We start from the raw sequence: 23543 nt of genomic DNA, 5'->3' as shown, positions 1-23543 counted from the left end.
TCGCCGGGCTGGATACGGAGTGGGATCGGCCTGCGCCGCCGGCATCACGTCCACCCCGCAGGCCCCGCGGGTGAGACCTCGCAGCCGCGCGCGCTCATAGGCGGGCAGCGCGCCCTGGACCGCGCGCAGGCGCCGCGGCCGGTCAGGACGCGGCACACCAGACCCCCCGTGAGCGCGTCGGGCTGACTGAACGTGGCCAGCACCGCGCGCGCCGTGGTGGCCGGGAGGGCCACGCGCGCCTGCTCCAGCTGGGCAATCCGCGCCAACCGGGTGGCGTCATCCGGGGCCGCGCGCAGCTCGGCGAGGAGTGCGTCCACTTCGCCTGGGGTGAGGGCTCGTGCGGCCGCCAACGGCGTGGGCTCCATAGGAAGGTCCAGCGCGGCGAAGGGCTGCACGGTGAACGCGCCCGTCCTGACAGGGTGGGGGGACCGGCGATAGCTCAGAAGCGCCCGCGACACCTCCGCCTGGAGGCAACGCACGAGGGACGCGGCCCCAGGGAGCGCGCTCGGCTCTGCGTAGGTCACCGCCACGGTGCGGGGCCCGCCGACGTCCACCACCACCTGGACCGGCCTCAGCTCATCCTCCGAGAGACGGGAGGCCACGGCGCAGCGCTCGAAGCGGCCGGGGTTGCCTGGGGCGAACCCCGCGCGCGCTGGGAAGTCGATGCGCCAGGTCGACGCCGGAGAACGAGGTGAGCTGCGCGGCATGGGGCCTGGACGGCGAGGCGCGAGACTCCCGAGCGGGCGCGCTGGAAGGGGGCGGGTCGAGCTTCGGGGCACGCAGGGATGCCGGCGCGCTGCCCCAGTACGTTGCGAGGCGTGCCGAGGGATGCAAACAGGACGACGGTTGAGGGTTGCGCGGCTCGGCATTTGTGAGCTTCCGGTCGGGGCGCCAGCAGGAGCGGGCGCTGAGGTCCGTCGCCGGCCGTCGCGCGTCGCCGGTAGGGAGGCGTCGACGATGAACACACAGCGGTGCGCTTCCCTTCGTGCGCTGGTAGTGTGGGGAAAACCCAGGAGGCCAGAGCTCATGAGCGACATGGTTTCGCGGATCGCCGCGCTTCAGGACTACGACCGGTACAGGGACCTTCACTGGGAGGGCTCCTTCGAGGACTACCTGAGCATCGTGCGCGAGCGGCCGGAGGTCACCCGCACTGCGTTCCAGCGCGCCTACGACATGATCCTGTCGTACGGCGAGGAGGAGTACCTCGACAACAAGAAGCGCCTGGTGCGCTACCCGTTCTTCCAGGACCCCATCGACAAGGGCAAGGACGCCATCTTCGGGCTGGACATCCCGCTCATGCGGCTGGTGCACGTGCTGCGCGCCGCGGCCCAGGGCTACGGCCCCGAGCGGCGCGTCATCCTGCTGCATGGGCCGGTGGGCTCGTCCAAGAGCACCATCGCGCGCCTGCTGAAGAAGGGCATCGAGCACTACTCGCGCACGCCCGCGGGCGCGCTCTACACCTACGAGTGGATCAACCTGAAGGAGACGGGCATCGCCGGCGACGAGGACGTGTTCCCGTGCCCCATGCACGAGGAGCCGCTGCGCCTGATCCCGCCCGAGTGGCGCGCCGACGCCGCGCGCGAGCTGAACCTGGGCGACGACCGCACGCGCATCGACCGCAACATCAAGGGGGACCTCAACCCCGCGTCGCGCTTCATCTTCAAGCACCTGCTGGACCGTCACAAGGGCGACTGGGGTGCCATGGTCAAGCAGCACGTGCGCGTGAAGCGCCTGTTGCTCAGCGAGCAGGACCGCGTGGGCATCGGCACGTTCCAGCCCAAGGACGAGAAGAACCAGGACAGCACGGAGCTCACGGGCGACATCAACTACCGCAAGATCGCGGAGTACGGCTCGGACTCGGACCCGCGCGCCTTCAACTTCGACGGCGAGTTCAACGTCGCCAACCGCGGCATCATCGAGTTCGTGGAGGTGCTGAAGCTGGACGTCGCCTTCCTGTACGACCTCTTGGGGGCCACCCAAGAGCACATGATCAAGCCCAAGAAGTTCGCGCAGACGCACATCGACGAGGTGATCATCGGCCACACCAACGAGGCCGAGTACAAGAAGCTCCTGAACAACGAGTTCATGGAGGCGCTGCGCGACCGCACCATCAAGATCGACATCCCGTACATCACCAAGATGAGCGAGGAGATCCGCATCTATCAGAAGGACTTCAGCTCCGAGCGCCTGCGCGGCAAGCACGTGGCGCCGCACACGCTGGAAGTGGCCGCCATGTGGGCCGTGCTCACGCGCCTCGAGGAGCCCAAGAAGCACGAGCTGGGGCTGCTGGCCAAGGCCAAGCTCTACGACGGGAAGATCCTGCCCGGCTATACGCAGGACAACGTGAAGGAGCTGCGCAAGGAGACCACGCGCGAGGGCCTCGACGGCATGAGCCCGCGCTTCGTGCAGGACAAGATCAGCAACGCGCTCGTGCGCGACGGCAGCGAGGGCTACATCAACCCGTTCATGATCCTGAACGAGCTCGAGAAGGGCCTGCGCGCGTCGCTCATCGTGAACGACGACGCCCGCAAGGGCTACGCCGAGCTGATTGGCGTGGTGAAGGCCGAGTACGACGAGATCGTGAAGAACGAGGTGCAGCGCGCCATCAGCGCCGACGAAGAGGCCATCGCGCGGCTTTGCGCCAACTACATCGACAACATCCGCGCGTACTTGATGAAGCAGAAGGTGAAGAACAAGTACACCGGCAAGGACGAGGAACCGGACGAGCGCCTGATGCGCTCCGTGGAGAGCAAGATCGACATCAACGAGGCGCGCAAAGACGACTTCCGGCGCGAGATCATGAACTTCATCGGGCACCTGGCGCTCGAGGGCAAGAAGTTCACGTACGACACCAACGACCGTCTGCGGCGCGCGCTCGAGATGAAGCTGTTCGAGGACCAGAAGGACAGCATCAAGCTCAGCAGCTTCGTGTCCAACGTCATCGACAAGGAGACGCAGGACAAGATCGACGTCATCAAGAACCGTCTGATCAAGTACTACGGCTACAACGAGGCGAGCGCGACCGACGTGCTGGCCTACGTGGCCAGTATCTTCGCGCGCGGCGACGTGCGCGAGTAGCGCCGCCGGGCCCGCAGCAGCACCAACATCAGCGCCCCCAGCGTGAGGAGCAGGCCCCTGCCATCCTCGCCGTGGGTGGTGGCCGCTGTGCCCGGCACACGGCAGCCGCAGCCGGTGGAGGGCGGGAAGGCGCGCATGCCAGCATCCGTGCCCACGACCAGGTCCCCCCCCGGCGGGCAGCGGCTGACCGTGGCCGGGCAGAGCGTGGGGTAGTCGGAGCGCCGGTTGCACAGCGCGACCAGCGGCTGGATGACGTGCCCCGCCAGCTCGCTGCCGTCGTCGCTCACGCGCACGTTCGCGAAGCAGCCGTCGTCGGTGCGGGCGTAGTCCGCGCGCCCGGCCGAGAGGAAGCCCACCAGCTCGACGGTGCCAACTACCCCAGCATCTGCGGCGTCGAGCTCGTAGTTGAACACGCCGCCGCCATCCATGCCGGCGAACAAATCGAAGCGGCCGCGGAAGAACTGGCGGCTGGTGACGCTCGCGTCGTCCACCCACACGCCCACGGGCCGGTCGGCCGTGACGTCGCCGAGGTCGAGCTTCAGCGGCACGCCGGAGGGAAACCCGGCCGCCCACACGCGATCTTCCGGGGCCACTCCAAGGCAGCTCTTGGGGTCCGTGAAGCGCGGCTGCGCCGGGGTTCGGCCCACCACGGGGCGGTCCAGCCGAATGAGCGCGTAGTCGCCGTCGCCGTCCGAGGCCAGGATACGGTCGCACGCGTACACATCGTCGCGCTCGAGCGGCGCCAGCACGCCGGCGCTGGTGTAGCGGTAGTCGAAGACCACCGAGAGCGCGTCGCAGCTGCGCTCGTTGGGCACGCAGTGCTCGGCGGTGAGCAAGAGGTCCGGCGCAATCAGCGTGCCCGAGCAGAACGCGGCGGTGGGCTGCTCCTCGAAGGGCTCCCCCGGGCACAGCTGCCACAGCTCGCTGAGCGTGGGCGAGGGGTTCAGCGCGGCCGTGGTCTCGGTGAGGGTGAGCGCGCTGGTGAGCATCAGCGCTGCCTGGGTCTCGATGACCACGGCGGCGAGCGCGGACGGGGCCACGGGGTCGTAGGCCTCCACCAGCGAGGCGGTGCCCTGGATCAGTGGCGCGGTGGTGCTGCCAACCTGCGCGCGGGTGTCGGTCGAGGCGGACAGCGACGCCGCCAGCACGAACAAGGAGAGAGCGGCTGGTAAGGGGCGTCGAAGGGAGTCGGACATCTTGGCCGCAGCACTATAGCCGCCGGGAGAGGCGCCGTCGTTGCGGGCCGGGTGGTCTCGCAACCGTACAGCCCAAGCGGATCAGTTTCTCGCATGCAGAATGGCACGCACTGTGTACCTCCAGCCGCCGTGCTCACCCCCGCCAGGGACTGTTTGAAGTCTCCCACCGGGGGGTGTCGCCCCGCCGTTCGACGACGTCCCACGAGGGGGGCGCCTGAAATGGCGCTCGCACCGGAGCAGATGCGCTCCTCGTCTCGTCGTAGGCGGCCTCGAGCGCGTCCAACCACTCGGTGGGCGTCCGCGCGAAGGTGACGAGACTCGATGGCCCGCCGACGCTTGCGTTGTCGACGCTGGGCGAGGCGATGCTCGGCACACCGAACCCGGCCGCCTCGAGGATCTTGAGCGCGGAGCGAGCCTGACTGTAGACGGTGGGGGCGAGCGGGACGAGGTTGATCCACGTCGAGACCAGAACGCCGGCGAAGGCCTCGTAGTCCACCTTCGCAAGATGCCGGACCCGGCCTTTCGGGAAATGTGTGGAATCGAAGCGGAGGTATCCGACGACCTCGAAGTTCACGTCATCGTGCCGCCGCAGGAACTCCGCCATGGGGTCGGCGATGACCGCGAAGTCGTGATCATGGCTCGGGGAACCAGGGAGGTAGCGCAGCACGAGGGGGCCTCCGTGCTGCCAGCGGTCGTCGCCGAAGCGGCTCCAGCCGCGCGCGAACCACGCGGGTGAGGGTCGGTTCGGGATCGTCGCGACGGGCGCGTCAGGCCGCGCAGCGCGCAGCGCCTCCGCGATGGGGGTGGTGGACGCGGTGAAAGCGTCAAAGTGCGTGAGGCCGCACCGGTAGGTGTCGAGCTTCTTGACGACGCGACGCTTCAACAGCGTCTGGTGGTAGCCGGGGAAGTCCCTCGGCGGGCACGCGAAGAGCAGGTCGTCGTAGTCCGCTATGAGGTGAAGGCCACGAGCCCGCAGCTGGGCGAGCTGGCGCGCTGCTTTTCGATCCACGTACGCACGCACCGACACGACAGTGTGGATACCCTCAAGCACCTCGTCCGGGAGCGTGCGGCCGGTGAAGGAGCGCGCCATGGGGAGGCGCTCGAGGCGGTTGTCGATGCGATAGCGGCGCGAGTTCAGCGCGACGGCGACGTGCGGCGCACCGTACCAAAACAGCACCCCCTCGCCCGTCCCGTCGGAGACGGCGTCGAGCGCTCCCTCGCGATTCAGCCCGGTCGCGTCGGAGCGGGCGACACCGCGGCGGTCAGTCACTCTGGGCGATCGCGAAATCTTCATGGTCCAAGGTCAGGTGGCGAGAGTAGTAGGGGTCGCGCAAGAGCGCGTCCCCCCAGCGCTCGGCCATGAAGCGAACCTCACGCGTGAAGCGCTCACGACGCGCAGGTGTGTGGTCGGAGCCGCGCGAAACGGACTCATGATGGACCAGCACCGCGTGGGGGGTGAAGACGTTTCGGTACCCAGCCTCCCGGACCCGGAGACAGAAATCCACGTCGTTGAAGGCGACGGCGAGACCTTCGTCGAGACCGCCCATAGCTTCCCAGACGTCGCGGCGCACAGCCAGACAGGCGGCCGTGACGGCGCTCAGGGCGTGCGTGAGCTGGAGCCGCCCAAAGTACCCACAGTGAGCCGCGGGAAAGCGCTTGTGCGCGTGTCTCGCCACGCCGCCGATGCCAAGGATCACGCCCCCGTGCTGTACCGTCCCGTCCGGATAGAGGAGCTTGGCGCCGACGCAGCCAATCTCGGGCACCAGCGCGTACGAAGCGAGCTCGCGCAGCCAATCCGCTTGGTCGGGCAGCACCTCCACGTCGTCGTTCAAGAGGACGAACACGTCTCCCCGCGCCTTCGCCGCCGCGCGGTTGTTGAGCGCGGAGAAATTGAAGGGAGAGTCGTCTCGCAGCACCTGGACGCGAGGGTCTTCCGCTGCACGCGCGAGCACACCGAGTGTCTGCTCACACGTGCTCCCGTTGTCGATGAGCAGCAGCTCGAGGTTTGCGTAGTCCGTTCCCGCGAGCACGCCGTCCACCGCGCGGGCCAGCACGGAGCCACCGTCACGCGTCGGCATTATGATGCTGACCTTTGGAGGCGGCACCGGGAGCGCACGCACGAGGCGATAGCCGAACGCTACCCCATCGACGTGGCGCACCTCCGCAGCGATCCCGCGCCGGACGGCGGCATCCGCTACGGCCCGCAGGCCCGCCCCGGCTGCGTTGGGCTTGGTGTCGGTCCCTGCGGCGGTGAACGCCGCGCTTCGGCGCCCGTGGTAGAGCACGTGCGGGACGTGAACCACCTGACCGGACCGCGCTTCGTCCGTCAGCCGGAGCAAGAGATCGTGGCTCTGGCTTCCTTCGTATCCCACCCGCAGCCCCCCCTGCGCGCGCACCGCGTCCGTGCGCGCGACGACGAGGTGCCCGACGTAGTTCCCGCTCAGCAGGTACTCGGGGTTCCACTGCGGCTTGAAGTGCGGGTCGCAACGTTCGCCACGCTCGTCGAGCGCGTCCTCGTCGCTGTAGGCGAAGATCGCCTCGGGCGCCTCGGCTAGCGCGTCCACCATGTGGAGGAGGGCGTCGGGCGCCAGCGTGTCGTCATGCTCCAAGAGCGCGATCAGCTCGCCGCGCGCGATGGCGAGCGCCTCGTTGGTGGCTGCACTGAGGTGGCCACGCGTCGCCCGTCGCACCACGCGGAGGCGGGCATCCAACGCCGAGAGCTCATCCAGCACGGCATGGACGGCCGGATCCGTGGAGGCGTCGTCCGCGACACACACCTCCACCTCTGGGTAGACTTGGTCCAGCGCGGAGCGGAGGCACGCGCGGAGGTCCTCGGGACGCGGATCACAGACCGGGACGAGGACGCTGACGCGAGGGCGCTGCTTCGACGGGGTCCCCGCCGCGAGGCGCGCGAGGGTCACGTCGGCCTCTTTGAGGTAGGCGTCCATCAAGGGCGACTCGACCGCGGCGATCCAGCCGGCGTAGCTGGTCTGCCGCTCGCCGCGCGGGAAGGTGCGGTCATAGCGAGCCCAGAGCGCGTCGCCTGTTAGCGACGCGCTCTCCGCCCGGAGCGTGCTGAGCGAGCGTCCCTGAGCGGCACCGGCTGAGACGATCCGGCGGCGCATTCGGGCGACCGCGAAGCGCTCCGGCACCGGCACCACACGGACCGAGTGGAGCGTGAAAGGGCCCGGGGCGTCCGTGGGCGAGAGACGCAGCGAGTAGCGGGATCCGCTGGAGCCCGCGTCGGTCTCGACCGGGGGAACTCGGACGATCCGGAAGACGGGGTGCTGAGAGCGCGTCGCGAGCCCGAACCGGTAGGCCGGGGCGTCCTCGCCGAGGCCGCTGAACTCGAAGGTCACTCGCCCGCGGGTGGCGGCGGTCTCCACGTGCGCCGAGACGAAGTAGAAGCCGGGCTTGAGCACCGGGCGCGCGAACGCCAATACGGGGGCGGAGGAAAGCGACTCGAAGCGCCCGTCCGCGAGGTCGCGGAGCGCGGTCTCGACCCGCGCGGCTCCCCTCAGGTTTCCAGGGAGGGCTTGGTCTAGCGTCTTCCGGTGCGACTCGACGACCCCGAGGGCGCTCCGCGCGACCGCATCGCCAATCGCCCTCGCCACGCTTCGCCCACTCAACACATCGTCGCCGTCTCGAATTGCCAACTCGGAACCTTCACCAAGCCTCAGCGGCGGAACATAGCTCCACGGCGAGTCCCCGCAAGGCGCACCCAGGCTGCCCTCCGCCACGCCCGCGGTCCCTGCTTTCTATTGTCCCTCCCCCCCCGGCATGCTAAGCGGTCGTCCTTCGAGTTCCTATCGTAGGGGAAACCCCCCCGCACCCGCCCCCGCCCCCCCCATTTCCCCCCCCCCCTTTGGTGGATTCTTCTTCGGTTCGCGCGGATGGCGGACCGCTTGAGATTCTCGTAAATGGCTAAGAACCCCAACTCGAAATCGCAGTTCATCCGAAAGTACCGGAAGCTGACGCGCGACCCCAAGTCCTTCTTCGAGGACTCCGACAACCCGGTCGTACGTCACCTCGGAGGCCTCGCGGTCCACGCGCGCGACCGTGTGACCAAAGGACGGGACGGGGTCCACTCCCACCTACACGAGCTGCGCCGCTCGCAGTATCGGTCAGGCGCCCCGCGGCGCCCGACGAGCGCACGGGATCTGTTTCACGAGCCGTTCGTCGCGGTGATCGGTGACCTCGGGCTCCCGCAGTGCAAGAAGTACCGCGTCCTCCAGAAGCTCGAGATCCTGGAGAAGGCCGGCATCAAGTGCGGATACTCCCACTGGATGGACCTGCCGCGCGCGACGAGCCTGCTCCAGAACGCCTCGTGTGTCATCTTCTACCGGACACACGCGACCGCGTCGTTCTGCGAGCTCGTCGCCGAGGCGGTGCGCCTCGGCCTCACGATCGGCTACGACATCGACGACCCGATCTTCGACCTGGCGATCTACAGCGAGAACCCGAACCTCGACTTCATCACGAAGCGCGAGAAGAACGCGCTGCTCTCGCAGACCTCTGAGTACCTCGCGGCGCTCCGCATGGCGGACTTCGTGATTACCAGCACGCCCTACATGAAGGAGTGCATTCAGCGCAGCTTCCGCGGCCCTGTGTACCTCTGGCGGAACGCGGTGGACTCCGAGTCCGTGCACGCCGCCAGCCTGGCCACGGACAAACGCGCGGCCCCGGCGTCGCCCGGCACCATCACGATTGGCTACGCGTCGGGCTCGCGTGCCCACGAAGCAGATTTCCGCACCATCGAGAGCGTGTTGCTCCAGGTGCTTCAGGCGCACCCGAACGTCCGCATCCAGGTCATCGGCTACGCGGACCTACCGGAGACGTTCAAGCCCTACGCCAGCCGCATCGCGACCGAGCCGGTCGCCACCTACCCGGCCTACCTCGGGCTCCTCGCGCGCTGTGACATCGCGCTCGTGCCGCTCGTGATTGACGAGTTCAACGAGTGCAAGAGCGCTGTGCGCTTCCTGGACGCCGCGGCGGTGCGGGTGCCCGTCATCGCTGCGGCCACCGGAGACTTCAAGAACGTCGTCGTACATGGAAAGAACGGCCTCCTCGCCGCAAACGAAGCCGAGTGGCTTCAGGCGATCGAGTTGCTCATCGGTGACGGAGCAAAGCGCCGTGAGATCGCCGACGGCGCGAAACGCCACGCAGAAGCCGTACGCGTCAGTTCCGAGACGTTCGAGTCGTTCGACACGGGTGTCCGCCGCGCGCTCGATTTCCGGAGATGACTGTGGCGAAGAAGCTACTGGTGGTCAACGTCCACTACGCACCGCAGTCTTTCGGTGGTGCGACCGTCTTAGCCGAGAACCTGGCCGAACGGCTCGCTCAGGTCCACGACTGGCAGGTCCTCGCGGTCTCCGCGGTGTTCGATCCAACCGCCGTGCCGTACACCGTCACCCGCACCCGCAGCCGTGGCGTCGATGTGATCGGCATCACCATGCCAAGACAGCTCTCCACGACCGAGCAGTACGACAACCGGAACGTCATCCGGATCTTCAACGACATCGTCTCGCGATTTCGCCCAGACGTCGCGCACGTGCACTGCCTGCAGAACCTCGGCGCCGGCGTCCTCGACGTGCTCCACGAGCAGAAGGTCCCGACCGCGCTAACCATTCACGACTGCTGGTGGATCTGTGAGCAGCAGTTCATGATCATGCCGACCGGGACCTACTGCAATCAGTGGAAGATCGACCCGGCAATCTGCGCCTATTGTGTCGTGGATGCGGGGGTGACGCGTGCGCGCAACGCCCATCTGCGCGCGCGCCTCGACCTCCCGGACACGCTCCTCTTCCCGAGCGAGTTCCACCGGCAGCTCCACCTAGCCAACGGGCTCGGCGCCGAGCGCTGCGTCCTCAACCGCAACGGCATCGTGCCGCCGAACCCCGGGTTCTCGAAGAAGCCAGATCCCATGGGGCGCGTCCGCTTCGGCTTCGTCGGCGGTCCTGGCCCGATCAAGGGCGGGCGTCAGATCGTCCAGGCGTTCAACGCCATCGAGGCGACGAACTACGAACTCAAGGTCGTCGACGCCGCCAAGAACAGCGGCGGCACGTGGACGTTTCACGACTGGGTGATCCCTGGAAAGATAACCGTGGCCCCGCCATACACGCGGCACACAATGGACGAGTTCTTCGGCGGGCTCGACGTGCTGCTCTTCCCGTCGCAGTGGAAGGAGAGCTTCGGCCTGACCGTGCGCGAGGCCTTCGCGCGAGATGTGTGGGTGATCGCGACCGACGCCGGCGGGGTCGTCGAGGACTGCGTTCATGGCACGAACGCGACCGTGATCCCTATGGACGGATCGAGCCACGGGCTCGAGACCGCGATTCGCGAGTGCCTCGCTCGCACAGATTGGGCATCTTATCGCAACCCTCTGCGCGACGAGATTCGTACGGTGGACGAGCAGGCCGACGAGCTGCACGGGATCCTCGAGGCGCTCCTGTGATTGGTGGCCTGAGGCGCGGCGCTCTCCGGGTGTAGGAAATGACCGAACAAACGACTCAAAATCAGCATCGGTTCGTGATCGGGATCGGGTCCCAGCGGGCGGGTTCCACTCTGCTCCACAACCTGCTCGACGAGTCCACGTCGATCTTCATGCACCCGCTGAAGGAACTCCACTACTTCGACTCGCTGTTCCACGTCCGGGCGCCGCAGGCGCTTGTCGCGTTCTCCCGTCGTCAGCTCGACCGTCAGCTCGACGAGATCATCGCCGCCACGCAGTACGGCTTCATCGACAAGTCGTACAAGTGCCTGCTCCGCACGAACAGGATCCTCGCGTCCACCCCCGTCGAGAACGTGGACTACCTCAACCTCTTCCGCCCATGCCTGATGGAGAACCCCGTGGTCGGAGAGAGCACGCCCGAGTACATGCTCTTCTCCGTCGAACAGCTGAGGAAGATGAAGGTGATCGTCGGAGAGGACGCGTCGTTCATTCTCGTGTGCCGGAACCCCGTTAGGCGCCTGCTCTCGGCGGCAAAGCTCGTCAGCGACTACCATGGGCTCAACATGACCAACGACCAGATGAACGAGTGGCTCGCCAAGACGATCGCGGACGAGACGGGGTGGATGACCGCGCAGGACCGATACAACGACTATCGGGGCGCCATGGAGCGGTACACGAGCGTGTTCCGTCGCGTCGTCGCGGTAAGCTACGACGACCTCGTCACGGAGCCCAAGATGGCGGCCGCGAAGATCGCGGGGGTGATCGGGGTCGACATCGACGAAGAAGCGTTCCAGGGCGGCGTGGCCACGGTGCACAACGCTCTCTCCAGCAAGTTCGAGTTCGACCCGAAGCTGGTGGAGAACCTGACCGAGCGCTATCGGGCCGAGCAATCGTTCATCGAGTCGGAATTCAGTCGCTCGGTCCGTCTATGACACGCGTTGGCGATGGCCGGCCGTTCGCGCAAGACAGGTGCCCGAAACCGTTGGCGAGAAGTGGGAGCTGGGTGTGACCGTGAGAGACATTGGCAGAAGAACGTTCATCCGCACCACGGGTGTTGGAGCGATGTCGCTGGGGATGGCTCTCGCGGGCTGCTCGGGGCCGGGGCCGGGTCCGATCGAGCGGCGGAAGAATGTGCTTTTCATCTCGGTCGACGACCTCAACGACTGGGTCGGCTTCCTGGCGGGTCACCCTCAGGTGGTGACGCCCGGGCTCGACGCGCTCGCCGCTCGGTCCACGGTCTTCAACCGCGCTTACTGCGCGGCGCCCGTGTGCTCACCCTCGCGCGCCTCGACGCTCTCCGGCCTCACGCCGCAGAACACCGGTGTGTTCTTCCTCTCGCAGACCTTCGCCAGCGTCAACGGGGACAAGCCACTGGTAGACGACATGTTCCGCGCCGCCGGCTACCGCACAGCGCGCGTCGGCAAGGTCGACCACATCGGCGAGCTCTACCCGGCGCCGCTCCCGGGTCGGCCTCCATTCAACAACCTCGACTGCCCTGAGCCAGGTAGCGACGGCGCATTCGACTGGCTGGCCGTGGACGCGCCCGACGACCAGATGCCGGACTATCGCTACGCGCAGGGCGGCATCGACTTCCTCGACGGTCACACTGGGGACGAGCCCTTCTTTCTCTCGGTGGGGTTCGTGCTCCCGCACGTGGGGTGGTGGGCGCCGAAACGCTTCTACGACCTCTATCCGCTGGACACGCTCGTCATACCGACGCCGCCGGCGGACGACCTCGACGACCTCGGCGTAGCGGGCCGCGCGATCGCGCACCAACAGGAGCACCACGCCTGCATCACGGGCCAGGGCCTATGGGCAGAGGCCGTGCAAGCATACCTCGCGTCGATCTCGTGGATCGACACGCAGGTTGCCCGACTGGTCCAGCACCTCGACCAGAGCCGCCACGCCGAGGATACGCTCGTGGTGCTGTGGAGCGACCACGGCTTTCACCTCGGTGAGAAGTTCCACTGGCAGAAGCTCGCACTCTGGGAGCGATCCACACGGGTCCCCGTCCTCATCCGTGAGCCCGGCCAAGCCCGAGAGCGCCGGGTGGACAACATCGTCAGCCTCTGCGACCTCGCACCGACCGTCCTCGACTATTGCGGAGTGGACCCAGCGTACGCCATGGATGGACGGTCGCTGGTGCCGCTCCTCCACGGGACGGACGTCGCATGGGAGGACCGCGTCCTCACCACCAAGGACCAACACAACCACGCGATCCGAACGCCCGAGTGGCGTTACATCCGCTACTGGAACGGGGAGCGCGAACTCTACAACGAGGTCAACGACCCGGACGAGCACTACAACCTCGCCGGCCTCGCGGAGTACGAGGCCCTGATGGCCGAGCTCGACGCGTACATGCCGCCGCCCCGCGCGTGATAGGCGGCACCACAGTCGGATACTGCGCTCCAACAGGGCGCGTTGTGCAAACGGAGGCGAGCCAGCGCCAACTTGTGCGTGGCGTGCCGGCCCGCGCTATCATCGCCGGCTCAGGATGCCCATCGAAGATTCCGACACCGCCAACGGAGGCGCTGACCGACAGCGGTCGCGAAGCCGCAGGGGTAGATGTCGATACCTGGCGGGGCGGTCGGCGATGAAAACCTGACTGTGTCGCCGTAGACACCTTGCCGTTTCGGATGCGTCGATCGTCGGAGTGCCTTGTGTCCCCTCCGGCCGCCGCGCCCCCCCGCCTTTTTCCCCCCCCTCCCCCGCACGATGCGATGGACAATGTCGCAGTTGGACTCACACTAGCGGCCGCACCAAGCCACGTGCTTGGCGGCCCAAGGAGTCCTACGCGTGATCCTCGTAACTGGCGGAGCCGGGTTCATCGGCAGCAATTTCGTGCTCGATTGGGTGGCAGCGACGGGTGAGCCCGTCGTGAACCTCGACAAACTCACGTATGCGGGCAACCCCGAGAATCTGCGCTCGCTTCGCGGCGACGCGCGCCACGTCTTCGTGCAGGGTGACATCTGCGACCGCGCGCTGCTGGACCGCTTGTTGGCCGAGCATCGCCCGTCTGCGATCGTGCACTTCGCCGCCGAGAGCCACGTGGACCGCTCCATCCACGGGCCCGGCGAGTTCGTCCGTACCAACGTGGAGGGCACGTTCACGCTGCTAGAGGCAACTCGGGGGTACTGGGCCGCGCTCGAGGGCGCCAGCAAGGAAGCCTTCCGCTTCCTCCACGTGAGCACGGACGAGGTCTATGGGTCGCTGGGACCGAGTGACGCCCCCTTCGCGGAGGACCACCCCTATGCGCCGAACAGCCCCTACTCGGCCAGCAAGGCCGCGTCGGACCACCTGGTGCGTGCGTGGCACCACACCTACGGCCTACCGGTGGTCACCACCAACTGCTCGAACAACTACGGCCCCTACCACTTCCCCGAGAAGCTCATCCCGCTGATGATCGTGAACGCCCTGGCCGGGAAGCCGCTGCCCGTCTACGGCGACGGCATGCAGGTGCGCGACTGGCTGTACGTCACGGACCACTGCAGCGCGATTCGCGCCGTGCTCGCCGGCGGACGTCTGGGGGAGACGTACAACGTGGGTGGCTGGAACGAGATGCCCAACATCCAGATCGTGAACGCGGTCTGCCGGCTGCTCGGAGAGCTGCGGCCCAGCCCGGAGGGCGACTACGCCCGGCTCATCACCTACGTGAAGGACCGCCCCGGACACGACCGACGCTACGCCATCGACGCGCGCAAGCTCGAGCGGGAGCTCGGCTGGAAGCCCTCCGAGACCTTCGAGACCGGCCTGCGCAAGACCGTGCAGTGGTACCTGAACAACCCAGAGTGGGTGGCCAACGTGCAGAGCGGCGCATACCGCGAGTGGCTCGAGAAGCAGTACGTCGCATGAAGATCCTGCTGTTGGGCAAGAACGGCCAGGTGGGCTGGGAGCTGCAACGTTCGCTCGCCGTGCCCATCCAGACGGCGGACTACGCCACTCCCGCGACGCGGCCGTTGAACTCGCGGCTGGCGACGGGCAAGTTCACCGAGGCATTCCACCTGACGATCCCGCGCTGGTGCGAGGGCGCCGCGCGCATGATAGACGAAGGACCAAACTGAATGGCACGCAAGGGCATCATCCTAGCCGGTGGCTCCAACACTCGGCTGTACCCAGCGACCCTGGCGGTCTCCAAGCAGCTGCTGCCGGTGTACGACAAGCCCATGATCTACTACCCGCTCAGCACCCTGATGCTGGCGGGAATCCGTGAGATCCTGGTCATCTCGACCCCGCAGGACACCCCCCGCTTCCAGCAACTGCTGGGCGACGGAAGCCGCTGGGGCATTCGTCTCGACTACAAGGTGCAGCCCAGTCCAGACGGGCTCGCCCAGGCGTTCATCTTGGGCGAAGCGTTCATCGGGGACGACACCTCGGCGCTCGTCCTCGGCGACAACCTCTTCTACGGCCACGACTTCTCGGCAGGTCTAAAGGCCGCTGGCAGCGTCGAGACGCGCGCCACGGTCTTCGCCTATGCGGTCCACGACCCCGAGCGCTACGGCGTCGTGGAGTTCGACGCGCAAGGGCGGGCGATCAGTCTCGAGGAGAAGCCAGCCAAACCCAAGAGTCGGTACGCAGTCACCGGTCTGTACTTCTACGACCGACGCGTCGTCGAGATCGCGAAAGCACTGAAGCCTAGCCCGCGTGGCGAACTCGAGATCACGGACCTCAACCGCAAGTACCTCGAGCTCGGTGCGCTGGACGTACAGGTCCTGGGCCGAGGCCACGCATGGTTGGACACGGGGACCCATGAGAGCCTGCTCGAAGCCAGCCTCTTCATTCAGACCATCGAGAAGCGGCAGGGCCTCAAGATTGCGTGTCCCGAGGAGATTGCCTGGCGCAGCGGTTGGCTGACCGACGGTGACCTCGCGAAGCTGGCGGAGCCTCTGGCGAAGAACGAGTACGGCGCGTACTTGCGCCGGCTCCTAGAAGACCGGGTCTTCTGATGAACGTCGTCCACACGGCCATTCCGGACCTCCTCATCCTCGAGCCGAAGGTGTTCGGTGACGCGCGCGGCTTCTTCTTCGAGAGCTGGAACGCGCGGGCGTTCGCGCAGGTGACGGGGGTCACGCTTCCCTTCGTTCAGGACAACCATTCCCGTTCGACGGGCGGCGTCCTTCGCGGCCTGCACCTTCAGCTGCAGCGCCCGCAGGGCAAGCTGGTGCGCGTCGTCAGTGGCAGCGTGTTCGACGTCGCTGTGGATCTGCGGGTCGGGTCACCCACCCACGGAAAGTGGGAAGGCGTGGAGCTCTCCGCCGAGAACCATCGGCAGCTGTGGGTGCCTCCTGGCTTCGCCCACGGCTTCCTCGTTCTCTCCGAGACCGCTGAAGTGCTCTACAAGACAACGGACTACTACGCGCCGGAGTTGGAGCGCTGCTTGGCGTGGAACGACCCGCACGTTGGCGTTGCGTGGCCAATCGGCGGCCGCGAGCCGACGCTGTCGGAGAAGGACCGCTCTGGCATGGCGTTTGCGGACTTAGACGAACACCTGCGCAGCGATGACGCTAGGTCGGTAGCCCCGCAACGGGGGGCGTGAACGGTTACGCTGGACTCAGCATCGCGCTTCGTTGCTGCACGGGTTAGTGTCATGGAACCTGCGCTCTCGAACGGTGCTAGCGTTTTCCGGCTGAGGCCGCGTGCCACGCTACCCCCGTGGGGGTGCCCACTCCAGGCAGACGCCGCATGATGTTGCCGTTCGCCTGGTTGTGCTGCAGCAGCCACCAGCGGAAGGCGTGATAGGTCTCCACGTCCACGGGCTGGGGCGCGTGCCACATGCTCGCGAGGCTGCCCTGGTGCGTGAGGCCTGGCATGTCGTAGATGGCGTTGCCCATTACCTTGGTGGGCGTGCGGTGGTGGACGGACGAGAGGCCCACCGTGCTGTTGATGGTCACCGTCCCGCGCGCGTGCTTGAGCAACGTGGGCAGGTGCAGGTCGTGGACGTAGAAGAGGCGCCCTTCGAGGCCGTGCTCGCGGCGCAGGCTGTCGAACAGCGTGCTGTAGTCCCGGAACGGGCGGTCCATGGGGTGGTGCTTGAGCACCAGCGCGTGATCGCGCGGGGCGAGCTGCGCGAACGACGCGACCACCTCGTGGATGAAGTCGGTCACGTCGGCGTAGGGCGAGTGCTGGATCTGGAAGTCGCAGTGCACCTGCAGCGGCACGAAGAAGTAGCGCCCGTCGAAGCGCTGCACGAGGTCCTCGAGCACGCCCTCCTCGCGCTGGGCGAAGTACTGCTTGCGCGCGGCTCCGACCACCCAGCTCCACGCGTGATAGAACGCGTTCAAGTTCCGATGGTGCTCATAGTGCGGGAACCCCTGGTTCGCGAACGTGTAGGCGATGGCGCTGACCGTGGAGTACCAAGCCCCTTGCCCGAAGGTGTCGCCGACCGGGAGCGCGGGTGGCTCGGGGGGTGAGCCCGCCGCCCGGTAGGCAGCCAGGAAGACCGCCGGGTCACGCGACATGCGACTGTGTCCGTTCACACCGTCGCGCTCGTAGGTGATCCAGTCGGGCCGCAGGTAGCCCTCCTCGAAGACCCACACGGGGACGCCTGCGGCGCGCGCGGCCTCGATGGCCGCCTTGTGGTAGGCGCGGCAGTCGCCGAACAGGAACACGCCGTCGATGGCGTGCTCGCGCAGCTGCCGCGCGACCCACGGGGAGAAGTCCGCGAGCCGGCCGCGGTAGTCCACGGTGTCCGGACCCGGGTAGTAGAAGACGTCTCCGGCGTACAGGTTCACCTTGGTGACGGCCACGCCGTGGTCGCGCAGCTCTTGCCCGAGACGATGGAAGAACGGGCCCGCGGGCCCTTGCAGCATGAGCGCCCGCGAGACACCGAAGTCGGGGAGCGAGGGTGTCGCGATGGTCGGGGGAGGCGCTGCCCGCGTGCTGCGTGGGAGCTGCACGCTGCGCAGCAGGCGTGCTGCCCGTGGGTCGCTTCGCAGGGCATAGCGCGCCAGGTTGCCGAGCTTGAGCGTTTGGCGACCGGGCCAGTTGTCGGTCCGCCCTGTGGCGCGCGCCGAGCCCTGCTTGTGCCGTGCCGCCTCGAGGTGGGTGACGGTCGCCTCGGGGGTAGTGCGCGCCTCGCTGGTGGGGTCCACGTAGGTGGGGTAGTCGATCAGCGTCGCGTGCACGAGCTCGTCCAGCGTGAGGCGACGCGTGCGACGCGGGTGCGGGTGACGGTCGCGCGTCAGGCCCCAGCCGGCGTAAAAGGGCTGCCCATAGACCACCACGGTCTTCTCGCGCAGCAGCGCCTCGAAGCCCACCAGAGAGGTCATGGTGTGCACCTCGTGGGCCACGTCCAGACATGCGGAGATGGCGACGTCGGTGGCGAGCTCGTCGGCCAGGGAGGCCACCAGCGCCGCCTCGACGGCCCCGCGCCGGTTGCCGCTCGTCACGTCGGGGTGCGGCTTCCACACCAAGAAGGCGTCTGGGCACGCCAGGCGTGCCTCACGCAGCAGCTGCGCGTTGGTGCTCACGCCTAGGCAGCCGAGGCGAATGGATGCGTCGTCCTCCACCTGACCGACCACCAGCACCACACGGCGGCCTTGCCGTGCGGCCTCGGCAGCGCGCAGTGTGCGGGTCGCGTCGGCGTTGTACTTGCTCACGCCGGAGTGGACGATGCGGGTGCGCAGCGCGGCGGCCCTCTGCTGCTCGGCGTCCGTGAAGCTGCGCGTGGCCAGCAGGTGCTCGAGGTCGCTCGGGCGCGATGGGTCGTAGTAGATGCCGCGCGTGTCGATGACGAGCGACGCGGGCGCATACAGGTCCGAGCCGAGGCCCACGCTGCGCAGGAAGCCGTCCTCCATGCGCGCCACCCGGCCGCCGTAGCGCGCTGCGAGGGCTTCGACCGCCGGGTCCTCGCGCGCGCCCCAGACCACGAGCGTGGCGTCACGTGGCACACCTCGGCGCTCGGCGTCTTCGGCGTCGCGCGCATACGTCACGTGCCCACCGACGCCGCTCAAGAAAGCGTCCAAGAAGCCGCGCTTCCACCGGGAGAAGCCCACCGCGATGACCGCGCCCTCGGCTGCGGCGTTGCGCCGCTCGGTGGCGATGTGCTCGATCACGCGCTCGAGCTCTGCGGTGGCTCCCGTCACGGGGTCAACATAGCGCGCATAGCGCAGGTAGGCCGCTGCGAAGATCTGCTCCGCGCTGCGCCGCCGGGTACGTCGCAGAACGGGCACATGGTCCGTGGTGGCGCCCCAGCCTGCGTAGAAGGGTGCCCCGAAGCAGGTTACCGGCAGGCCCATCAGCAGCGCTTCGAAGCCCAACAGCGAGGTCATGACGTAGACCTCGTCCACCTGTTCCAGCATGGCGATGGGGTTGGCCGCCGCGGTCACGAGCCGCACGCGTGCGTGCTCGAGCACCTGCTCGGGCCCTCCCGCCTTCCGTCCCGACGCCACGTCGGGGTGCGTCTTCACGATGACCTCCGCGTCCGGATGCTCACGCAGCGCGGCCTCCACCAGCTCCACCACGCCTCGCTCCGGGGCGAGCCCGAGGCGCAGCGAGAGGTCTCCCGCGGTCTGGTCCACCACCAGGATGCGCCGGCGCAGCTTGGGGCCCAGGTCGAGCACGGGCGCGGCGTTGTACTTCGAGATGCGCGCCTCGCGCATGACCCCGATGCAGCGTTGCGCGCGCTCCAGCAGGGCAGGGTCGTCGAGCTCGGCAGACTCCTGCAGCATGAGCTCGAGGCGCGAGGGCTGCGTGGCGTCGTAGTAGATGCCCACGTCGTCCACCACGATGGACCAGGGCGGCGCGCCCGAGACACCCAGCCCGATGCTGCGCACGAAGCCGTCCTCGAGCGCCAGGAAGGGCACGCCGCGCTTCTCGGCGAGCGCACGCGCGCCGTGGGTGTTGGGCTTGCGGCCCCAGCCCACCACGGCGTCTACGGCGGCGCGCGGCCGGAGCAGCACCTCGGCGCCCAGCAGCGTCGATATCTGCGGTATGCGAGCGATGCCGGGCGACGTGGTGGCCACGCGCTGCAGCGACGGGAGCGGGGGGATCATTCCGTCCCCCGGAACGCCAAGACGGCCCGATCGAGATCCTCGTGTGTGTCCACGCCCGGCGGCGGCGCCTCCGCCAGCACGCTCACGTGGATGCCGATGCCCGCCGCCAGCGGTCGCAGCTGCTCCAGCTGCTCGGCGCGCTCGTGCGGGTGCGGCCCCAGCGCCACGAAGCGGTGCAGCGTGGAGACCCGGTAGGCGTAGAGCCCCAGGTGCCGCAGGTACGACACCCCCGCCGGCGGCTCGGTGGCGCTCGGGTCGGCGTCCCGCGCAAAGGGGATGGGTGCGCGGCTAAAGTAGTGCGCGAGGCCGTCGTCACGCAGCACCACCTTCACGGCGTTGGGTGAGCGCAGCTCTGCCAGCGTGTGGATGGGCGTGGCCATGGTGGCGATGCCGGCGCTCGGGTGCTCCGCCAGCTGCGCGGCCAGGCGCACCAGCAGCTCGGGCGGCACCAGCGGCTCGTCGCCCTGCAGGTTCACCACGATCTCGTCGCTGGCCCAGCCGCGTGCGTGCGCCACCTCGGCGAGCCGGTCGGTCCCGGAGGGGTGGTCGGCGCGCGTCAGCTGCACGTCGCCGCCAGCCGCGCGCACCACCGCCGCGATGCGCTCGTCATCGGTGGCCACCAGCACCTCACGCGCCCCCGCGCGCAGCGCCACGTCCAGGCAGCGCAGCACCAGCGGCTTCCCGGCCACGTCCAGCAGCGGCTTGTTCGGCAGCCGCGTGGACGAGAGGCGCGACGGAATCACCACGCGAAAGTCTGGCGCGCTCACTGCAGGCTCTCCCCGCGACCCACGTGGTCGCGCAGCAGCTCCTCCACGGCCGCGTCCAAGCGTCCGCGCGCGGAGAGCAGCGCGTCGGCCACCTCGCGCACGGCGCCCTCGCCCCCCGGCAGCTGAGTGACCCAGGCGGCCTCGCGGCGCACCAGCCAGTGGGCGTCGGCCACCGCGATGGGGAGGCCTACCGCGCGCATGCCCACGAGATCCAGCACGTCGTCGCCCACGAACGCCGTCTCCTCGGCGCTCACGCCAGCGGCCGCCAAGCACTCGCTGAGCGCGGCGCGCTTGTCGTCACGCCCGAGCAGCACGTGGTGGATGCGCAGGTCCGAGAGCCTGCGCGCGAGCGCTGGGGCCGCCCGCCCGGAAATGACGGCCAGCTGCACGCCCTCGTTGCGCAGCAGCCGCAGGCCGAGCCCGTCGCGGGCGTGGAAGGCCTTCAGCACTTCCCCGGCCTCGCTGTAGAAGAGGCGCCCGTCGGTGAGCACCCCGTCCGCGTCCAGCACCAGCAGGCGAACGCCCGCTGCGCGCGTCGCCAGCTCGGCAGGCAGCTGGGGCTCCATGCTCACGACTCCAGATAGGGCGTGGACTTCACCACCTGATCGAGGGCCACCAACGTCTCGAGCAGCGCGGCCATGCGACCAAGGGGCCACATGTTGGGGCCGTCGCTGAGCGCCTGCGACGGGTCCGGGTGCGTCTCCATGAAGATGCCCGAGATGCCCGCGGCCACGGCAGCGCGTGCCAGCACCGGCACCAGCGCCGACTGGCCACCGGACGAAGCGCCCTGCCCTCCGGGCTGCTGCACGGAGTGCGTGGCGTCGAACACCACCGGGCAGCCCGTCTCGCGCATGATGGCGAGGCCTCGCATGTCCGAGATGAGCGTGTTGTAGCCGAAGCTGGCGCCGCGCTCGCAGACCATGACGTGCTCGTTGCCGGCATCGCGGCACTTCTGCACCACGTGGGTCATGTCCCACGGGGCCTGGAACTGGCCCTTCTTGATGTTCATGGGCAGCCCCGCGCGCGCCACGCGCGTCATGAAGTTGGTCTGGCGCACCAGGAACGCTGGTGTCTGCAGCACGTCCACCACGCTGGCCACCTCGTCGATGGGCGTGTCCTCGTGCACGTCGGTGAGCACGGGCAGCTCGAGCTCGCGCTTGACCTTCTCCAGCACGCGCAGACCCTCTTCGATACCCGGGCCGCGGTACGACGACGACGACGTGCGGTTGGCCTTGTCGAAGCTGGCCTTGAAGATGTAGGGGATGCCCAGCCGCGCGGTGATGGCCTTCATCTGCTCCGCGATGCCCATGACGATGGCCTCGCTCTCCACCACGCAGGGCCCCGCGATGAGGAACAGCGGCTCGCGCTCGCCAACCGTGTACGTGTGCAGCTTCATGGCCTACACCCTCAGCAGCACCGAGGCTGCGATCGCGATCTGGTACATGATCTGCGAGATCTCGATGGCGTGCTGGAAGACCTTCCGGTCGATGCGCGGCGGCACCAGGATCTCGTCACCGGGCTGGATGCGCGTGTCGTCGTCAGCGATCAGCACCTCGGCGCTGGGGCGCAGCACGATGACCGTGCGGGTCTCGGCGCGGTTGCTGAAGCCGCCCGCCATGCGCACGTAGTCGCGCACGCGCAGCCCCGGGCGAAACATGAGCGCCTGCGAGAACTGCACCTCGCCGCCCACGCGGATGACGTTGGTGCGCGTGGGGATGACCACCACGTCGCCCTCTTCCAGCATGACGTTGAGCTGCGTCTCGAGGCTGCGCGTGACCACGCGACCCAGCGGCTGGATGCCGCGCGCCCGCTCGATGAAGGCGTTCATCATCTCGGCCTCGCGTACGCGGATCTCGGACTCTCCCGCGCTCTCGCTGAGCGCCAGCATGGAGCTGCGCTGAAGCCGGTCGAGGCTCTCCTGGATGGTGCGGTGCTGCTCGCGCGCGATGCTGGCGCGGCGCAGGTGCACGCCGTCCACGTTGGCCACCGCCGGGTTCACCGGCACGTGGTTGAGCACGTCCAGCAGCCGTGAGCCGCGCGGGATGCTGAGCGTGGCCGGGCCCATGAATTCGCCCTCGAGGCGGATCATGACGTGGGGCGCCTGGCCCTCCTCGCGGAAGGTGAGCACGTCACCGTCCATCAGCTCGAAGCCGTCGAGCTCGGTCACGCGCAGCGTGCGGGCGATGTGCGCGCCACCACGCACGCCGCGCACGCTCAGCTCGTTGACGCGCGCGCTGGGCCGCACCACCTGGCGCACCAGCTCGGCCGCGGGCTCGCCGCTCTTCAGCTCCACACCGATGCGCTCACCGGTGGGCAGCTGCACCTCCACGCTCGTGCCGCGCCGCCCCACCAGGAGCGTGTCGCCGTCTTGCAGCTGCGGCGTGGGCATGGTGCCGCGCAGCAGGAAGTCGTAGAGGTCGAGCTCGGCCACGGGCTGCCCCGCGCGCAGCACTTGCACGCTGCGGTAGCTGCCCGTGCGCGCGTCGACGCCGCCCGCCTGGTCCAGGAACACCAGCACCGAATCCGAAGGGATGCCCGCATAGCGCCCGGGGCGGGGCACGGCGCCCGTCACGAACACCGCCACGGGGCTGGCCGTGAGCAGGTTGGTGTAGACCTCGAAGCTGCCGCGGTAGCGCCGCGCGATCTCACCACGGACCACGCCCGTGAGGTCGCGCGCGCGCACCCCCGAGAGCCGCACGGGGCCCACGCCGGGCAAGAAGATGTTCCCCTGGGCATCCACCACGAACACGTCGTTCACCGTGGCGCTGCCCCACACGTTGACCATGACCCGGTCGCCGGGGAGCACCTGGTAGTCTTCGTTCAGGCCGTCGTCGCGCTGGCCGGCGAAGTTGCCGGTGAACAACGACGCGCCGAATGGCGTGACGCCGGCCGAGTCCACCGCCGCCGAAGGCGCGGGCGACGCTCCGGCCGCCGCAGGGCCAGCGGGCGCACCTGCCGGAGCGGGCTGCGCGTGGGCAGGGACGTGGCCCAGCCCGAGGGACAAGACGAGGGATAGGGCTGCGAGGGGGGTGGCGTGGAGCGGGCGTCGCATGATGGAGCT

General features: G+C 68.4%; 18 protein-coding genes. 9 read left to right on the top strand and 9 right to left on the bottom strand.

The window, feature by feature from the left end:
- Positions 1 to 44: 44 nt before the first annotated feature.
- The gene (locus IPI43_31290) at positions 45 to 707 is read right to left on the bottom strand and encodes a hypothetical protein (protein MBK7778549.1); all 663 of its coding nucleotides are present in this window, start codon (positions 705 to 707) and stop codon (positions 45 to 47) included.
- A gap of 319 nt (positions 708 to 1026) precedes the next feature.
- On the opposite strand from IPI43_31290, the gene IPI43_31285 reads away from it, so the two are divergent.
- On the top strand, positions 1027 to 3078 hold the full coding sequence (locus tag IPI43_31285; protein MBK7778548.1) for a serine protein kinase: 2052 nt from the start codon (positions 1027 to 1029) through the stop codon (positions 3076 to 3078).
- On the opposite strand, the gene IPI43_31280 is transcribed toward IPI43_31285, so the two are convergent.
- From IPI43_31280 to IPI43_31270, 3 genes are all read right to left on the bottom strand, one after another.
- The gene (locus IPI43_31280) at positions 3036 to 4274 is read right to left on the bottom strand and encodes a trypsin-like peptidase domain-containing protein (GenBank protein MBK7778547.1); all 1239 of its coding nucleotides are present in this window, start codon (positions 4272 to 4274) and stop codon (positions 3036 to 3038) included. The two genes, IPI43_31285 and IPI43_31280, sit on opposite strands and share 43 nt — an antisense overlap.
- Before the next feature lie 133 nt (positions 4275 to 4407).
- The gene (locus tag IPI43_31275; protein ID MBK7778546.1) at positions 4408 to 5568 is read right to left on the bottom strand and encodes a glycosyltransferase; all 1161 of its coding nucleotides are present in this window, start codon (positions 5566 to 5568) and stop codon (positions 4408 to 4410) included.
- Positions 5537 to 7888: a glycosyltransferase family 2 protein gene (locus IPI43_31270; GenBank protein MBK7778545.1), complete on the bottom strand. Its 2352-nt coding sequence runs from the start codon at positions 7886 to 7888 to the stop codon at positions 5537 to 5539. The genes IPI43_31275 and IPI43_31270 overlap by 32 nt, the downstream gene beginning before the upstream one ends.
- A gap of 306 nt (positions 7889 to 8194) precedes the next feature.
- Here IPI43_31270 and IPI43_31265 point away from each other — a divergent pair, with 306 nt between their 5' ends.
- From IPI43_31265 to rfbC, 8 genes are all read left to right on the top strand, one after another.
- Complete coding sequence (locus IPI43_31265) at positions 8195 to 9517, top strand: glycosyltransferase (protein MBK7778544.1); 1323 nt, start codon at positions 8195 to 8197, stop codon at positions 9515 to 9517.
- Entirely contained in the window at positions 9514 to 10728 is a 1215-nt protein-coding gene (locus IPI43_31260) for a glycosyltransferase family 4 protein (protein ID MBK7778543.1), read from the top strand. Before IPI43_31265 ends, IPI43_31260 begins: the two co-directional genes overlap by 4 nt.
- A gap of 74 nt (positions 10729 to 10802) precedes the next feature.
- Positions 10803 to 11657: a sulfotransferase gene (locus IPI43_31255; GenBank protein ID MBK7778542.1), complete on the top strand. Its 855-nt coding sequence runs from the start codon at positions 10803 to 10805 to the stop codon at positions 11655 to 11657.
- A 199-nt stretch (positions 11658 to 11856) separates the two neighbouring features.
- Entirely contained in the window at positions 11857 to 13104 is a 1248-nt protein-coding gene (locus tag IPI43_31250; protein MBK7778541.1) for a sulfatase, read from the top strand.
- Positions 13105 to 13521: 417 nt separating this feature from the next.
- Positions 13522 to 14577 carry a dTDP-glucose 4,6-dehydratase gene (rfbB, locus tag IPI43_31245; GenBank protein ID MBK7778540.1) on the top strand — a complete coding sequence of 352 codons (1056 nt, stop codon included), beginning with the start codon at positions 13522 to 13524 and terminating at the stop codon, positions 14575 to 14577.
- Positions 14574 to 14786: a sugar nucleotide-binding protein gene (locus IPI43_31240; GenBank protein ID MBK7778539.1), complete on the top strand. Its 213-nt coding sequence runs from the start codon at positions 14574 to 14576 to the stop codon at positions 14784 to 14786. The genes rfbB and IPI43_31240 overlap by 4 nt, the downstream gene beginning before the upstream one ends.
- Entirely contained in the window at positions 14787 to 15668 is an 882-nt protein-coding gene (gene rfbA, locus IPI43_31235; GenBank protein ID MBK7778538.1) for a glucose-1-phosphate thymidylyltransferase RfbA, read from the top strand. It begins immediately after the preceding gene.
- On the top strand, positions 15668 to 16258 hold the full coding sequence (gene rfbC / locus IPI43_31230) for a dTDP-4-dehydrorhamnose 3,5-epimerase (protein ID MBK7778537.1): 591 nt from the start codon (positions 15668 to 15670) through the stop codon (positions 16256 to 16258). The genes rfbA and rfbC overlap by 1 nt, the downstream gene beginning before the upstream one ends.
- Positions 16259 to 16334: 76 nt before the next feature.
- On the opposite strand, the gene IPI43_31225 is transcribed toward rfbC, so the two are convergent.
- Genes IPI43_31225 through IPI43_31205 form a run of 5 tightly spaced genes read right to left on the bottom strand, consistent with a single transcriptional unit; the run spans position 16335 to position 23534 of the window.
- Positions 16335 to 19715 (bottom strand): hypothetical protein, encoded by a 3381-nt coding sequence (locus IPI43_31225; GenBank protein ID MBK7778536.1) that lies wholly within the window; start codon positions 19713 to 19715, stop codon positions 16335 to 16337.
- Positions 19712 to 20482 (bottom strand): 3-deoxy-manno-octulosonate cytidylyltransferase, encoded by a 771-nt coding sequence (gene kdsB, locus IPI43_31220; protein ID MBK7778535.1) that lies wholly within the window; start codon positions 20480 to 20482, stop codon positions 19712 to 19714. Before kdsB ends, IPI43_31225 begins: the two co-directional genes overlap by 4 nt.
- Positions 20479 to 21048 carry a phenylphosphate carboxylase subunit delta gene (locus IPI43_31215; protein ID MBK7778534.1) on the bottom strand — a complete coding sequence of 190 codons (570 nt, stop codon included), beginning with the start codon at positions 21046 to 21048 and terminating at the stop codon, positions 20479 to 20481. Before IPI43_31215 ends, kdsB begins: the two co-directional genes overlap by 4 nt.
- A gap of 2 nt (positions 21049 to 21050) precedes the next feature.
- Positions 21051 to 21878 carry a 3-deoxy-8-phosphooctulonate synthase gene (kdsA, locus tag IPI43_31210; GenBank protein ID MBK7778533.1) on the bottom strand — a complete coding sequence of 276 codons (828 nt, stop codon included), beginning with the start codon at positions 21876 to 21878 and terminating at the stop codon, positions 21051 to 21053.
- A 3-nt stretch (positions 21879 to 21881) separates the two neighbouring features.
- On the bottom strand, positions 21882 to 23534 hold the full coding sequence (locus tag IPI43_31205) for a polysaccharide biosynthesis/export family protein (GenBank protein MBK7778532.1): 1653 nt from the start codon (positions 23532 to 23534) through the stop codon (positions 21882 to 21884).
- Positions 23535 to 23543: the final 9 nt, after the last annotated feature.

The sequence above is a fragment of the Sandaracinaceae bacterium genome, assembly GCA_016706685.1.
Taxonomy (GTDB): domain Bacteria; phylum Myxococcota_A; class Polyangia; order Polyangiales; family Houyiibacteriaceae; genus JADJJE01.
The sequence above is the reverse complement of the archived record's forward strand: the minus strand, read 5'-3'. Positions and strand labels throughout refer to the sequence as shown.

Coding starts and splice junctions, on each gene's coding strand:
- IPI43_31290 (MBK7778549.1), bottom strand. CDS start 707: ATGCCGCGCAGCTCACCTCGTTCTCCGGCGTCGACCTGGCGCATCGAC.
- IPI43_31275 (MBK7778546.1), bottom strand. CDS start 5,568: ATGAAGATTTCGCGATCGCCCAGAGTGACTGACCGCCGCGGTGTCGCC.
- kdsA (MBK7778533.1), bottom strand. CDS start 21,878: ATGAAGCTGCACACGTACACGGTTGGCGAGCGCGAGCCGCTGTTCCTC.
- rfbC (MBK7778537.1), top strand. CDS start 15,668: ATGAACGTCGTCCACACGGCCATTCCGGACCTCCTCATCCTCGAGCCG.
- IPI43_31205 (MBK7778532.1), bottom strand. CDS start 23,534: ATGCGACGCCCGCTCCACGCCACCCCCCTCGCAGCCCTATCCCTCGTC.
- IPI43_31240 (MBK7778539.1), top strand. CDS start 14,574: ATGAAGATCCTGCTGTTGGGCAAGAACGGCCAGGTGGGCTGGGAGCTG.
- IPI43_31280 (MBK7778547.1), bottom strand. CDS start 4,274: ATGTCCGACTCCCTTCGACGCCCCTTACCAGCCGCTCTCTCCTTGTTC.
- IPI43_31285 (MBK7778548.1), top strand. CDS start 1,027: ATGAGCGACATGGTTTCGCGGATCGCCGCGCTTCAGGACTACGACCGG.
- IPI43_31265 (MBK7778544.1), top strand. CDS start 8,195: ATGGCTAAGAACCCCAACTCGAAATCGCAGTTCATCCGAAAGTACCGG.
- rfbA (MBK7778538.1), top strand. CDS start 14,787: ATGGCACGCAAGGGCATCATCCTAGCCGGTGGCTCCAACACTCGGCTG.
- IPI43_31260 (MBK7778543.1), top strand. CDS start 9,514: ATGACTGTGGCGAAGAAGCTACTGGTGGTCAACGTCCACTACGCACCG.
- IPI43_31215 (MBK7778534.1), bottom strand. CDS start 21,048: ATGGAGCCCCAGCTGCCTGCCGAGCTGGCGACGCGCGCAGCGGGCGTT.
- IPI43_31225 (MBK7778536.1), bottom strand. CDS start 19,715: ATGATCCCCCCGCTCCCGTCGCTGCAGCGCGTGGCCACCACGTCGCCC.